The sequence below is a fragment of the Shewanella bicestrii genome, assembly GCF_002216875.1.
In the GTDB taxonomy this organism is placed as follows: Bacteria; Pseudomonadota; Gammaproteobacteria; order Enterobacterales; family Shewanellaceae; genus Shewanella; species Shewanella seohaensis.
Genome location: NZ_CP022358.1, coordinates 4,058,081 through 4,071,843 on the forward strand (window position 1 = coordinate 4,058,081; position 13,763 = coordinate 4,071,843).

Genomic DNA, 13,763 nt, shown 5'->3' on the forward strand with positions numbered 1-13,763 from the left:
TTTGCTAGCTATTCACTGAATATGAATAACTACACAATTTTAACGAATCAGCTGTGAAAGCACAAAATCTGCAATTTGTTCCCTCGCCTCAATCGCTTCTGGCAACAGATGGAACAGGGGAAAAACATGGGGCATGTTGTGATAAAAGCGCGATTCTACCGCACCACCACAGGCCTTAATTTGCATAACCAGTCGTTCTGAGTCCTGTAAAAGCAACTCGCGCGTACCGGCAATCACTAAGAGTGGTGGCAAGTCAGCCAAGTTCCCCTGCAAAGGCGAAACCCGTTCAGACATAGGATTCGCCCCAGCAAGATAAGCGCCGCGCAGCCGCAAAAGCGACTCAATGGTAAAGAACGGATCGTCCGCCCCTAAAATCAGCTCGGTATCGCCGGTAATGGCTAAATCAAGCGCGGGTGACAACAACACACAGGCTTTAGGCATGGGCTGATGGCGCTTTTTCAGTTCGAGCAGCAGACTCAAGGCTAAATTGCCGCCGGCAGAATCGCCCATCAACACCAGATTATCGCTGCCTTTCAACGCTATTAAGTGCAGGTAAGCCTCGAGCACATCGTCACAGGGCGCAGGATATGGATGCTCCGGCGCTAAACGATAATCAGGGATAAAAGTATCGAGGCGACAACGCTCACTGATATCGGCCACCAGTCTTGCGTGGGCATGGGGAGTTTTAAAACAAAATCCGCCGCCACGAATATAAAACAGATTGCCCAAACGCGGCGTGTCATTCAGCAGCACATAATGCAACAGGGTGGAATGTTGTAAGGGAATCGAGGCCGTAACGAGTTTTTCAGGCCACGGCAACCAGCGCTTATCCAGCTCTAATAAGCGTTGTCGCACTTGATTTAGGGGGAGTTTAGCCTTACCACGGCTGATGGATGGCCGTGCCACATAGGATAAAATAGTATTTAATACAGATGCTTGCCAGCTTGGCATTTCCCGTCCTCCACATCAGTGCCGCAATAGGACACCGATGGGAACGGCGTGCAGATCACAGCAGATCCAACTTCCGATAATTCTGTGCTTTTAGGCGCAGCACTTCCTGTTCGCTCAGCTCGTAATAATCGAACATTAAGCGTTTTTCCTGCGGCTCGATTTGGCGCATCTCCTCGAGCAACAGCACCTTAGCATAACAATTCGCCCGTGCCACTATGGCGGCTGGCATCGAGAGTTCGCGGTAAGTTAAGGTTTGGTCTAGTTCCTTTAACAACAGGGTTAAGGGGTTATGCTCAAATTTCAGTAACTCTAATAGCTGCCAATTGAGTTTGTGCCCGTGAGCCAGCACTTGCTCAAACACCGCCTTAGCCGGAAACTCAGTGGCAATCACCGCATCATACACTTCTTTATCGCGACTCGAGCTGGCCTCGCGGATCCAATTTCCCCAAGTCTTATCAAATAAACGCGCGCTCAAACTAAGCACAACCGAGGTGCCTAACTGATTCATTAATGCAGCACTATAAACTAGGGCTGAGTCAGTATTATGAAGCTGCGCTAACGCATTCGCTGCTATTCCGCTGACGATGCTGTAGCGCCACAGCTTGCGGGTGGTCCAGAGTAACTTAGCGTTGCCACTGGGCAGCCAATTGCGCAGGCAAAAGTAAGGAATAATGGTGCGCAGGTTTTCGATGCCAATGTAATTCATCACTAATTTGATATCAGTAACGCGCACATCGGAACTTTGCGGGCGACGCGCCCGAAATGCCGGGCTATTGACCATATTGGTTAAATCGCGGCATAACCAACTTAAATTACTGATTAAAGGCCTTAACCGCGTCGCATCTAGATTTTTGGCTAGTAAAAGCTCGAGCAACAGGATCTGTGATTCGTTAATCTCCGACTTCGCCAGCACTAACTCTGGGGATGCCAGTTGATGTTCAATGGCGTTATTGACCGTTTCGGTGAGTTGATTTGAGATGGCCTCAAAGACTTCGCGGGCCTGAATTTGTTTGAGTAGCCGCGACAGAATCGCCTCTCGCTCGACATCGAGCTTATTGGCATCGGCCTCAAGTTCTCGGTCTAAATCATCCAATAAGGTAGGACCGGCTTTTTGCTTACCGAGAATAAGTTGCTGATAGAGCCTATGCTCTATCTCTATAATTTTGCCGGGTCTAACGCCGCCCGCTACCGATATCGCCACAGTTTATCTTTCCTATCTCGCCCGTGCTAAGTGGCGCGCATACGCTAAAATCGTTAAAAACATGACAATTTCAGCATATAGGTTAAATCTTGGCAATAAGCAAACCGCTTACTATTTAACAGTCCAGATTGGATTCACAGACGCTGAAATCCACACAACAAAAAGGCCTCATATTGAGGCCTTCATATTGTCGCGAGATTTACTTAAGCTCTTGTTCAAACAGCTTATAAATACGGCGATATTCGTCCAACCAGCTCGATGGCTGACGGAAACCATGGGGCTCAACCGGATAAATCGCGGTTTCGAACATAGGTTTTTCCAGCTCGATAAGGTGCTGCACCATGCGCACGCTATCTTGGAAGAACACGTTGTCATCCATCACGCCACTCATAATCAGTAGTGGCTTAGTCAGACCTTGGGCATGCTCGATAGGCGAGCTACGCTCATACGCGATAGGGTCAACATCCGGTGTGTTTAAAATGTTGGAGGTGTATGGCGCGTTGTAATGTGCCCAATCCGCCACAGGGCGCAGTGCCGCGCCTGCTTGGAATAATTCCGGCTCAGTAAACAAGGACATAAAGGTTAAGAAGCCGCCGTAAGAACCGCCATAGGTACCGACGCGCTTAATATCCACGTTGGCATTTTGGCCCATCCAAGTTACACCGTCTTTTAAGTCTTCAACTTCAGGGTGACCCATGTTGCGATAAATCGCCGTGCGCCAGTCGCGGCCATAACCTTTAGAACCACGGTAATCCATGTCCATCACCACATAACCTTGTTGAGTCAGTAGGTTGTGGAACATAAACTCACGGAAGTAACCACTGAAACCATAATCGGCATTCTGTAAGTAGCCCGCACCATGGTTGAAGATAACGGCGGGGTATTTATCGGCGCGGGATTTGTCGTAACCCTGCGGCAAATAAACCCGCGCATACACTTGGCCAGCGCCATGGTTAGAAGGTACGGCGACCACTTCGGGCGCTTGCCATGGATATTGCTTAAAAGCATCGCTGGTGTATGACGTGAGTTGTTTTAACTCACCGCCAATCGGTTGAACATACAGCTCATTCGGCTGAGTACGGCGAGAGGCATTCAGCAGCAACTTAGTGCCATCGGGGCTTAAGCTGTAATCTAAGTTACCGTCCCACTGGGTTAATTGCTCATTTTTGCCCGAGGCGATATTCACACGGTGAACGTTGTAAATACCAGGGTGACTTTGGTTAGCCTTGTAGTAGATATAGTTTGCATCGGGCGAGAGAGTAATATCGCTCACCACAAACTTACCTTGAGTCAAAGCGCGGGGCTTTTCGCCGCGGGCTTTGATATAAAGCTGGGAATAGCCTGTTTCTTCAGAGAGATAGTACAGAGTGTCCGTACCTGGTAACCAGCCAAATTGGTTATAGTCGTAGTTCACCCAAGCATCATCATGCAGGCGATGCTCGGTAATAAACTTGCCCTTTGCCAGATCGACGCTGGCAATCCAGCGGTCTTTGTTATCGGTCGCTTCGACCATCACCGCCAGCTTGTCCTCAGACTCATGCCATTGAATCGCGCTTTGAGTCCAGCCCCAATCCTGCATCAGCTGGATTTTACGGGGAGCCTTAGTACTTTGATACGACTCACCTTTTGCCTTAGCGTTTTCACTCTTAACCTTAGCTAAAACGTCCTCATCGAAGCCAGCTAGACCTTCGATAGTCACATCAATCTGTTTATGCTCATTGAGATCGAGTACCACAAAGCGTTGGCCAGGCGGCGTATCTTCTGCAACACGGGCGCGTACGGGCACAGGATCGATATAACCTTCGCTACCGAGGTAGTTTGGCATAATGTCATGCTCACTACTGCCGGTGTAATTTTTATCGGTAAGGGCGACAAACAGATAGCGACCGTCTGGCGACAGACTTAGCTCAGACACCACCTCGGCATCCCCTAGATACCAAGTGTTAGCGGCGAGGGTTGGATCGCTCTTTTGCAGCTCGTTCTTAAACTGTTCTTTGGCTTTAGCATTTTCTTGCTGCAACGCCACATATTGGATGAGTCTGTGCTGCTGCTTGGCTAAGTAGCTGCTTGGCTCTTTCACGCCCTCGGGCGCTTTCGCCATTTTGATTTCAGCCAGCTGTTCCACTAATCCACTGTCTTGATGGATTTGGAAAACATTATCCCCTTGCCAATAGGCGATATCGCCATTGTTAAGGTAACGCAGGCCACTGATGGCAGTGCGCTGGCGGGTAAGCTGGGTGATTTTGCCAGAGCTTAAATGCTTAACAAAAATATTGCCTTGGTAGAGATACGCCTTATTGGCCTTAGCACTGTCTAACACACCAAACTGTTGGTCCGCCGCGTGTAGTTTATCTATGGCCAGTTCAACGGCGCGGCTGTCATTAATACCCTGCTGATAATAATTGCGTAGCGGCGATGCGCTAGGTTGGCGGGCGAAGAAAACGCTCTGGCTGTCATCGCTCCAGTAAGCTTCCTTAGCGAAAATCCCCATCCAATCGGGGTTCGCCATAATTTGATTCAGCGTAAGGGGTTGTGAAACTTGGGGAGGCTGAGCTAAAGGGACTTGATAAGCCTGTGGTGTGGTCGCGGGAGTCGCCGTTTCAGTTGAGGTGGCGGCGCAACTCGTCAATACCGCAACGGCTAACGCACTTAAACCCAAATTTCGCATTACGCTGTTCATTAGTCCTTCCTTTTATTGTTATCGCAATCCTGCAAACGCAGCGGACTATCCCCACAACGCTCGCAGCTAGACGTAGTTTGGCGGCATTTATATCACACTTAGGCGACATGTTTGCTTAAAAGGAGGAGAAATCTTGTAACAAAGCTTAGGGCGTGTTGACGTTTCGAAATTAAATTTTGTTCGCTCAGGCAAGCTCGTGCTCGCGAAACGAGGAATGAAATGTAGTGATTCTACTCAAATGACGAGCAGCTCTAATTACCGCAAGTAAGAGCAAGAGCTTGCCAGACGAACCCTTCGGGCAGCGTTTGGCGGGCGTTTCTGCTGCGTTATCGTCCGTTTATGTAGAATAACTACACTACGCGGACTTTGCCTTGCATAAACACCCGCCACATAGCTGCAAAAATAACCCTGAAACGTAAACACGTCCTAGAACTGAATGGATCTTTTCGATTAAGCCAAAGCCGATTGCGACAAGAAGTTTGCCAACAATTCATGGCCTTGCTCGGTCAAAATTGACTCGGGGTGAAATTGCACACCAAAGAGTGGCAGCTGCTTATGACTCATGGCCATAATTTCGCGTCCATGGATTGGGTCGTCAAACCAAGCATCTAACACAAATCCCTCAGGGACAGCATCGACCAACAATGAATGGTAGCGGGTTACCGTTAATGGCTGATTTAACCCTTTAAACAGACGCTCGCCTGTATGGCCAATCGCACTGACTTTGCCATGCATCACTCGTTGCGCTCGCACAACCTTAGCACCAAACACCTGCGCCATGGCTTGATGCCCTAAACACACCCCTAGGATAGGTAAACGCGTAGCAAAATGCTCAATCGCCGCGAGGGAAATCCCCGCTTCATTGGGCGAACAAGGCCCGGGAGAGATGACTAAATGGCTCGGTGCCAGCGCCTCTATTTCCGCTAAGCTGATTTCATCATTGCGTTTAACCACGATCTCTTGCCCTAACTGCTGAAAATACTGCACTAAGTTAAAGGTGAAAGAGTCGTAATTGTCGATCATTAGCAACATACAAAATCCATTGGCTCAAATGGTAAGTCGATGCATTCCACGGCTGAAATGCGGCGCAAATGCTACCACAGGCCTTTGCGCGGATTAAACCTTTATCCAATAAAAAAGCCAGTCGACAGACTGGCTTTCAAGAGTATAGAACAGGGCGCAATTAACCTATTTAACTAAGGTTAAATGACTGCGACGCTTAGGAGGCTCATCGGTAGGTTCGGTTGGCTTCTCGTTTGTCTCGATAACAGACAAGGTCGATTCTGCTTCCTCTTCGACTAAGTATGCATCTTCAATATCGAAGACAGTCCCTGCGCCATTTTCACGGGCGTAAATGGCCACAATCGAGGCCATTGGCAATAATACCTGTTGAGGTACACCACCGAAACGCGCATTGAACTCCACAAATTCATTACCAATTTGCAAATTGCCCACCGCGCTGGCCGCGATATTTAATACGATCTGGCCATCCTTCACGTACTGCTGTGGTACTTGGGTGCCTTTCACAAAGGCATCCACGACAACGTGAGGCGTTAATTGGTTGTCCATCAACCAATCGTAGTAAGCCCTGAGTAAATAAGGACGATTTGGAGTCAACGCTTTCATTACATTCCCATGCGCATTTCGCGTTCAGCTTCAGTCAACGAAGCTTTAAATGATTCACGCTCGAAAATACGTGTCATGTAGGCTTTGATGTCTTTCGCTACGCGGCTGTCTAACTCGATACCTAGTACAGGTAAACGCCATAATAATGGGCCGAGGTAGCAATCCGCTAAACCGAATTCTTCGCTCATAAAGTAAGGCATTTCACCAAATACTGGAGCGATTGAAAGTAAACTTTCAGTCAGTTCTTTACGGGCAGCTTCAGCGCGATCGCCTTTGCGAATACGGTCAACGAGTGAGTACCAGTCAGTATCGATGCGGTGCATCATCAAACGGCTTTGGCCGCGAGATACTGGGTAAACAGGCATCAACGGTGGATGAGGAAAACGCTCATCCAAGTATTCCATGATGATACGTGATTCATACAGAACGAGCTCACGATCTAACAAGGTTGGCACTGAGTTATAAGGATTTACTTCAAGTAAATCTTCAGGCATTTCGTTTGGGTCGACCTGTAAAACATCAACAGTAACCCCTTTCTCAGCTAACACGATACGCACTTGATGGCTATACAGATCATCAGCACCTGAAAACAGTGTCATGACAGAGCGTTTGTTGGCAGCAACAGCCATTGATACCCTCCAGAGTCGAAATAAAACAAAAGTAAACGAGGGGCAATGCCCCCCGTTTACACTATGCGGATACTATATTTTACCCGTTATTGGTGCCTAGTGTACATCTTTCCAGTACTCTTTCTTCAAGAGGTAGGCCACAATAAAGAAGATAAACAGGAATCCAAGTACCCACCAACCTAGCGCTTTACGCTCTAACTTAACAGGTTCAGCCGAATAGACTAAGAAGCCAGTGATATCACGAACTGCTTGGTCGTACTCTTCTGCATTTAACTTACCACCAGAGACCACAATAGTGCCATCTTCTTGCTTAACAGGTGTGCCTTGCAGTTCTTCAAGAACATGTGGCATGCCCACAGATGGGAAGACAGTGTTGTTTACGCCGAATGGACGGCTTGGGTCTTTGTAGAAGCCTTTGAGGTATGAATACACCCAATCTTCGCCACGAACGCGTGCTACTAAGGTTAAGTCTGGTGGAGTTGCACCGAACCACTTAGCCGCATCTTTGTGTGGAATCGCGTTTTGCATCAGCTCACCGATTTTGGCATCGGTAAACATGTACTTGCTACGCATATCATCGGCAGAAATACCGAGATCGTTCGCCACACGCTCATAGCGTTGATACTGAGTGCTGTGACAACCAGAGCAATAGTGTTGGAACATATCCAAACCACGCTCTAAAGAAGCCTTATCATGCAGATCAACATTGGCTTTTTCTAAATGTACATTGTGTCCACTCGCGGCCATTGCCAGCGTCGGGATCAATGTAACTAATGCAATCAGTAATTTTTTCATTAGTGTGTCAACCTCGCTGGAACAGGCTTAGTTTTCTCATTTTTGCTGTATAACCACAGTAATAAGAAGTAGCCGAAATACGTCACAGTGAAGATACGTGCAACAATAGTCAGCTCTGGTGTTGCAGGTACAGCGCCTAAGTAACCTAAGACGATGAACGATACAGCGAACTGAGCGATGTTCAACTTGTGCAGCGTGCTGCGGTAGCGAATTGACTTCACTTTACAACGGTCTAACCAAGGCAATACAAACAGTACTGCAATCGACAGACCCATCATTACCACACCGCCCAATTTATCGGGAACAGCACGTAAGATGGCGTAGAACGGAGTGAAGTACCATACAGGTGCAATGTGCTCTGGTGTCTTCATTGGGTTAGCCGCTTCAAAGTTTGGCTTCTCAAGGAAGTAACCGCCGCCTTCAGGGATGAAGAACAGTACGTAACAGAATACGATCAGGAAGCCCGCAACACCCATAATGTCTTTAACTGTGTAGTATGGGTGGAATGGAATACCATCAACTGGCCAGCCATTTTCGTCTTTGTTCTTCTTGATTTCGATACCGTCTGGGTTGTTTGAACCCACTTCATGCAGAGCGATTAAGTGTAAGAACACTAAAACCACTAACACTAATGGCAGTGCAATAACGTGAAGAGCGAAGAAACGGTTCAGTGTCGCGCCAGAGATCACGTAGTCACCACGGATCCACAGGGTTAAGTCATCACCAATAACAGGGATAGCACCGAACAGAGAAATAATTACCTGCGCGCCCCAGTAAGACATTTGTCCCCATGGAAGCAAGTAACCCATAAAGGCTTCAGCCATCAGCACGAGGAAAATCAACATACCGAATAGCCACAGTAGCTCTCTAGGCTTTTGATATGAACCGTAAATCAGACCACGGAACATATGTAAGTAGATCACCACGAAGAATGCAGACGCACCAGTTGAGTGCATATAACGCAATAACCAGCCGTACTCTACGTCACGCATGATGTATTCAACAGAGGCGAACGCACCTTCTGCTGTTGGTACATAGTTCATGGTCAACCAGATACCCGTCAGTAATTGGTTAACCAATACCAACATGGCTAATGAACCGAAGAAGTACCAGAAGTTAAAGTTAGTTGGCGTCGCATACTGACCCACGTGACGGTTATAAGTCGCCGTCATTGGGATACGCGCATCGATCCAATTAATTAAATTCTTAACCATTACGCCACTCCTTTATCTACACCGATGATAACGGTGCCATCATCAACGTATTGATGTGGAGGGATAACTAGGTTCAATGGAGCTGGAACGCCTTGGAATACGCGGCCCGCCATATCGAACTTAGAACCATGACATGGACAGAAGAAACCAGAAGTCACGCCTTGAACTTGCTCACCAAATGAATCTGGTAAATAAGTTGGTGAACATCCTAGGTGGGTACAAATACCGACGGCAATAAAATACTCTGGCTTAATAGAACGCAGAGGATTTGTTGCATATTCAGGTTGTTGCATTTCTGCAGACGCTGGATCTCTTAGCTTATCGTCGTGTGTTGGCAGTTCATTAATCACTGCTTCTGTGCGACGGACAACCCATACAGGTTTTCCACGCCATTCAACACGGATCAGCTGACCTGGCTCAATTTTACTGATATTTACTTCTACCGGCGCACCTGCAGCTTTCGCCTTGGCACTCGGATTCCATGACTTGATGAAAGGAACCGCTACAGCGACGGCACCAGCACCACCTACTACGGCGGTTGCGGCTGTCAGGAATCTGCGACGTCCGGTATCGACTGGCGCATTGCTCATCCACTTATCTCCCAGAGGGTGTTGGAATTTTTGTTTTTCAAAGACTTTCTGCCCCCTAGTTATCACCATGGGCAAAAATCGAAGTTTGAAGCGGGGCTCATTATAGCTAAAAATTAGAAGCAGATCATAGTGAAAACACTCAACTAAGTTAGGGAGATTGCGTGTTTTTTATAAAACGGACAAAAAAAGCACAACTATTAAGCGATTTTAATCGTTTTGATATACTTTTTGAGCAAATGGTCTGTGAGGTCGGCATAATCCATGCATCGCTAATATAACTCCAACTCTCATTTTGCAACTTTACGTTTTCCTGCAGATAAAAAAAAGGGCCCTTTTTCAGGACCCATTTCAATACATTTCTGATTGCTTACTTCTTAGGTGAAGTGCTCTTCATATATTTGAAGAATTCGCTATCTGGTTCTAATACCATCACATCAGAGTTACCGGAGAAGCTCGCACGGTAAGCATCTAAGCTACGTAAGAAGCTGAAGAACTCAGGATCTTTACTGTAAGCGTCAGAGTAAATCTTCGCAGCTTGCGCATCACCTTCACCACGGATGGTTAAAGCTTTACGCTCGGCTTCGGCAATCTTCACGGTCACGTTGGCATCAATCGTGGCGCGAATGATTTCAGACTGCTCTTTACCCTGTGCTCTATGCTCTTTGGCAACCGCTTGACGCTCGGCACGCATACGTTGGTAAATACTGTTACTCACGTTTGCGGGTAGGTTGATTTGCTTCACACGCACGTCAACCACTTCAATACCTAAGTCTTTAGCGCTTTCAGAGGCGTTTTCTAACGCATCATTTTGCAACTCATCGCGTTTACCAGAAACGATTTCCTTGATAGTGCGACGACCAAACTCGGTACGTAAATCGTTGTTGATCTTACGTTGTAGTAAGGTCTCAGCATTCGACTTAATCCCGCCGTTAGTGGAGAGGTAGTATTTTTCGAAGTCGAAAATACGCCACTTCACATAGGAGTCGACCATCAAATCTTTTTTCTCAGAGGTAACAAAACGATCGGCCGCACCATCTAAGGTTTGGATACGCGCATCGAGTAACTTCACTTTATCGATCACAGGCACTTTAAAGTGTATGCCTGGGGCGAAAACGCGGGTCACTGGTTTGCCGTCAACGTTGTCTTTAACGATTTCACCGAAACGCGCCACAATCGCTCGCTCGCCTTCGTTAACCACCATCACAGATGACAGACCTATGCCTAATACGATGGCAATCAGAACAATACCTAATCTACCCATGGATTACTCCCTCCCTTGGCGAGCACGGTCCTCGCGAGAAGGGCGTCCACTCAAAGGCTCACCAATGCGAGTCGTTGACATAGATGAAGAATTGACGTTCTGCTGAGCCTTATGCTCAACCTCTGGCGTAGTCACAGGCTTCTCTTTCATTAACTTGTCTAAAGGCAAATACATTAAATTGCCATTGTTCTTGGCGTCGATAAGCACCTTGTTGGTATCTGTCATCACCTGCTGCATTGCATCGAGATACAAACGCTTACGGGTCACTTCAGGTGCCGCTTGGTACTCTGGTAACAGCAACTCGAAACGAGCCACTTTACCGCGAGCCTCAAGAATTTCACGCTCTTTATAGGCATTCGCTTGTTGCGCCATACGCTCAACTTCACCGCGCGCTTTAGGCTCAACTTCACGAGCATAAGCTTCGGCTTCACGGATAAAGCGTTGTTCGTCTTCTTGCGCCGCAATCGCATCATCGAAAGCATCTTTCACTTCTTCAGGTGGACGAGCAGGCAAAAAGTTAACGTCAACAATGGCTAAGCCTAATTTGTACGGCTCAATGATGCGCTCGAGTTCTTTCCAAGTATCGCGACGAATCGCATCACGACCTGTGGTCAGAATATCGTCCATCTTGTTGTGGCCAATGACATAACGCAGCGCACTGTCTGTGGCTTCACGTAAGCTGGCATTCGCATCAACGGCACTGAACAGATAAGAGTACGCATCTAGAATACGATACTGTACGTCCAACTCGACCTTCACGACGTTTTCATCTGAGGTCAACATGCTGCCAGAAGCAGGAATGGAGCGAACAGACTGCACATCAACGGGATAAATCTGGTCGATAAACGTAGCCTTCCAATGCAGACCAGGTCCCACCTCACCAATGTGCTGACCAAAACGCAGCGCAACACCACGCTCAGCTTCTTTAATGGTGTAAAAACCCGAGAGTCCCCAAACAACAAAAGCGATGGCAAGAATGATGATTAAGCTGAACGAACTAAAGCTCTGGCCTGATGAGCCATTGCCTTTGCCGCCAAAGCGTTTTGAAAGATTACGAAAAACCTCATCAAGGTCTGGTGGTCCTTTGTCGTTACCACCTTTATTTCCCCAAGGATCATTACCCTTGTTACCGGGCTCGTTCCAAGCCATTTAGCACTCCATAAGTGGATGAAATAAATTAGATTATTAACAAACAGCCTTTTCTGTCGACGGATCGAAGATAAAGGTTTCTAACTCACCCTGACTCTGTTTAGCTAATCGGCGCCAATCGGCATCCGATAAACGAACAGACAAAATACAGTTCCCCAGATCGTCGTACTCTTTCTGCTGTATCGCATCCAGTCGATAAAACTGGCCAAGATAATGTCCAGCAGTTGCCGGAATCTTAAGTGTAAACTCATGAATGACTTCACCAATTAACTCGGTGATCGCCTTCAGGAGCAGATCAAATCCCAAACGTTTTTGTGCCGAAAGCCAGACGCGTACCGGCTTACCACGTTCATCGTATTCAATGCGCGGCGCAACATCCTCAAGCAGGTCGATTTTATTACAAACGACCAACTGCATCACTTCGGCAGCATCAATATCTTCGAGCACGTTTTGCACCTGCTCGAAGTTATCCGCCATGTTTTCATCAGCACAATCAACAATATGAAGCAGCAATTCCGCTTGACGCGTTTCCTGCAATGTTGCCTTAAACGCGGCAACCAGATCGTGTGGTAAATGGCGAATAAAACCTACAGTATCCGCTAAAATCACGGCACCGTCGGGCAGATCTAACTTTCTCAATGTGGGATCGAGTGTGGCAAATAGCTGGTCGGCTGCATAAACATCAGATGAGGTTAAGGCATTAAACAGCGTTGACTTGCCCGCGTTGGTATAACCCACTAATGAGACTGTTGGCATGTCACTACGCTTACGGGCGCGGCGACTCTGCTCACGTTGTTTATCAACACGCTCTAAGCGTTTATTGATATTTTTAATGCGGCCCCTGAGCAAACGTCTATCGGTTTCTAGCTGGGTTTCACCCGGACCACGTAAACCGATACCGCCTTTTTGGCGCTCAAGGTGAGTCCAACCACGCACAAGACGCGTCGACATGTGGCGCAATTGCGCTAGCTCCACCTGTAACTTACCTTCATGGGTCCGAGCACGTTGAGCGAAAATATCCAAGATCAGCGTGGTTCGGTCCAATACTCGGCACTGACACACCTGTTCAAGGTTTCGCTCTTGAGCAGGACTCAAGGCGTGATTGAAAATAACCACATTAGCCTCAGTAGCAGCCACTAATGCAGCTAACTCCTCGGCTTTACCAGAACCAATAAAAAACTTACGGTCTGGTGAGCGTCGACTTCCAGTAATGACCCCGACTGAGCGTGCTCCAGCTGATTCTACTAATAGCTGTAACTCGACTAAGTCTTCTCGGCGTTCCTCATCGGAAAAGTCGATATGGACAAGAACCGCTGTTTCTCCCGCCTCATAACGATCAAACAAGAAGCAAACTCCTCAAACTAAAACTTATTCGCCACTTGGCATATCGTCTTGCGCGCCATAACCGCCCTGGGCATTTTGATGGCCAGCAACGTTAAATGGACGAGCAGGTACTACGGTAGAAATAGCGTGTTTGTAAACCATTTGGCTCACTGTGTTTTTCAACAGAATGACAAACTGATCAAACGACTCTACCTGTCCTTGGAGTTTAATGCCGTTTACCAAGTAAATTGATACAGGAACGCGCTCGCGGCGTAGTGCGTTCAAAAATGGGTCTTGTAAAGATTGCCCCTTAGCCATTTTATTATTTCCTTTTTAATTTATAT

The 13,763-nt window shown here is 47.4% G+C and carries 13 protein-coding genes; all 13 read right to left on the reverse strand.

Annotation, left to right across the window (positions count from 1 at the left end):
* Positions 1-39: 39 nt before the first annotated feature.
* Entirely contained in the window at positions 40-951 is a 912-nt protein-coding gene (locus tag CF168_RS17780; RefSeq protein ID WP_089068517.1) for an alpha/beta hydrolase, read from the reverse strand.
* A 55-nt stretch (positions 952-1,006) separates the two neighbouring features.
* Positions 1,007-2,152 carry an HDOD domain-containing protein gene (locus CF168_RS17785; RefSeq protein WP_089068518.1) on the reverse strand — a complete coding sequence of 382 codons (1,146 nt, stop codon included), beginning with the start codon at positions 2,150-2,152 and terminating at the stop codon, positions 1,007-1,009.
* Between the two features lie 199 nt (positions 2,153-2,351).
* On the reverse strand, positions 2,352-4,832 hold the full coding sequence (locus CF168_RS17790) for a S9 family peptidase (protein ID WP_089068519.1): 2,481 nt from the start codon (positions 4,830-4,832) through the stop codon (positions 2,352-2,354).
* A gap of 450 nt (positions 4,833-5,282) precedes the next feature.
* On the reverse strand, positions 5,283-5,864 hold the full coding sequence (locus CF168_RS17795) for an anthranilate synthase component II (RefSeq protein WP_089068520.1): 582 nt from the start codon (positions 5,862-5,864) through the stop codon (positions 5,283-5,285).
* 156 nt (positions 5,865-6,020) lie between these two features.
* Positions 6,021-6,458: a ClpXP protease specificity-enhancing factor gene (locus tag CF168_RS17800; RefSeq protein ID WP_011715796.1), complete on the reverse strand. Its 438-nt coding sequence runs from the start codon at positions 6,456-6,458 to the stop codon at positions 6,021-6,023.
* Positions 6,458-7,087: a stringent starvation protein SspA gene (gene sspA, locus CF168_RS17805; protein ID WP_011715795.1), complete on the reverse strand. Its 630-nt coding sequence runs from the start codon at positions 7,085-7,087 to the stop codon at positions 6,458-6,460. Before sspA ends, CF168_RS17800 begins: the two co-directional genes overlap by 1 nt.
* A gap of 96 nt (positions 7,088-7,183) precedes the next feature.
* Positions 7,184-7,882 (reverse strand): cytochrome c1, encoded by a 699-nt coding sequence (locus CF168_RS17810; protein WP_086904177.1) that lies wholly within the window; start codon positions 7,880-7,882, stop codon positions 7,184-7,186.
* On the reverse strand, positions 7,882-9,096 hold the full coding sequence (locus CF168_RS17815) for a cytochrome b (protein ID WP_011715793.1): 1,215 nt from the start codon (positions 9,094-9,096) through the stop codon (positions 7,882-7,884). The genes CF168_RS17810 and CF168_RS17815 overlap by 1 nt, the downstream gene beginning before the upstream one ends.
* Positions 9,096-9,686, reverse strand: coding sequence for a ubiquinol-cytochrome c reductase iron-sulfur subunit (gene petA, locus CF168_RS17820; RefSeq protein WP_011715792.1), 591 nt, complete (start codon positions 9,684-9,686; stop codon positions 9,096-9,098). The genes CF168_RS17815 and petA overlap by 1 nt, the downstream gene beginning before the upstream one ends.
* Before the next feature lie 367 nt (positions 9,687-10,053).
* The gene (gene hflC / locus CF168_RS17825; protein ID WP_086904175.1) at positions 10,054-10,947 is read right to left on the reverse strand and encodes a protease modulator HflC; all 894 of its coding nucleotides are present in this window, start codon (positions 10,945-10,947) and stop codon (positions 10,054-10,056) included.
* Between the two features lie 3 nt (positions 10,948-10,950).
* Positions 10,951-12,096 (reverse strand): FtsH protease activity modulator HflK, encoded by a 1,146-nt coding sequence (gene hflK, locus CF168_RS17830; protein ID WP_011715790.1) that lies wholly within the window; start codon positions 12,094-12,096, stop codon positions 10,951-10,953.
* Between the two features lie 36 nt (positions 12,097-12,132).
* Positions 12,133-13,440, reverse strand: a complete 1,308-nt coding sequence (gene hflX / locus CF168_RS17835) for a ribosome rescue GTPase HflX (protein ID WP_086904174.1) — start codon at positions 13,438-13,440, stop codon at positions 12,133-12,135.
* 24 nt (positions 13,441-13,464) lie between these two features.
* Complete coding sequence (hfq, locus tag CF168_RS17840; RefSeq protein ID WP_011070934.1) at positions 13,465-13,737, reverse strand: RNA chaperone Hfq; 273 nt, start codon at positions 13,735-13,737, stop codon at positions 13,465-13,467.
* Positions 13,738-13,763 lie beyond the last annotated feature (26 nt).

Coding starts and splice junctions, on each gene's coding strand:
- CF168_RS17780 (WP_089068517.1), bottom strand. CDS start 951: ATGCCAAGCTGGCAAGCATCTGTATTAAATACTATTTTATCCTATGTG.
- CF168_RS17790 (WP_089068519.1), bottom strand. CDS start 4,832: ATGAACAGCGTAATGCGAAATTTGGGTTTAAGTGCGTTAGCCGTTGCG.
- CF168_RS17795 (WP_089068520.1), bottom strand. CDS start 5,864: ATGTTGCTAATGATCGACAATTACGACTCTTTCACCTTTAACTTAGTG.
- CF168_RS17800 (WP_011715796.1), bottom strand. CDS start 6,458: ATGAAAGCGTTGACTCCAAATCGTCCTTATTTACTCAGGGCTTACTAC.
- sspA (WP_011715795.1), bottom strand. CDS start 7,087: ATGGCTGTTGCTGCCAACAAACGCTCTGTCATGACACTGTTTTCAGGT.
- CF168_RS17810 (WP_086904177.1), bottom strand. CDS start 7,882: ATGAAAAAATTACTGATTGCATTAGTTACATTGATCCCGACGCTGGCA.
- CF168_RS17815 (WP_011715793.1), bottom strand. CDS start 9,096: ATGGTTAAGAATTTAATTAATTGGATCGATGCGCGTATCCCAATGACG.
- petA (WP_011715792.1), bottom strand. CDS start 9,686: ATGAGCAATGCGCCAGTCGATACCGGACGTCGCAGATTCCTGACAGCC.
- hflC (WP_086904175.1), bottom strand. CDS start 10,947: ATGGGTAGATTAGGTATTGTTCTGATTGCCATCGTATTAGGCATAGGT.
- hflK (WP_011715790.1), bottom strand. CDS start 12,096: ATGGCTTGGAACGAGCCCGGTAACAAGGGTAATGATCCTTGGGGAAAT.
- hfq (WP_011070934.1), bottom strand. CDS start 13,737: ATGGCTAAGGGGCAATCTTTACAAGACCCATTTTTGAACGCACTACGC.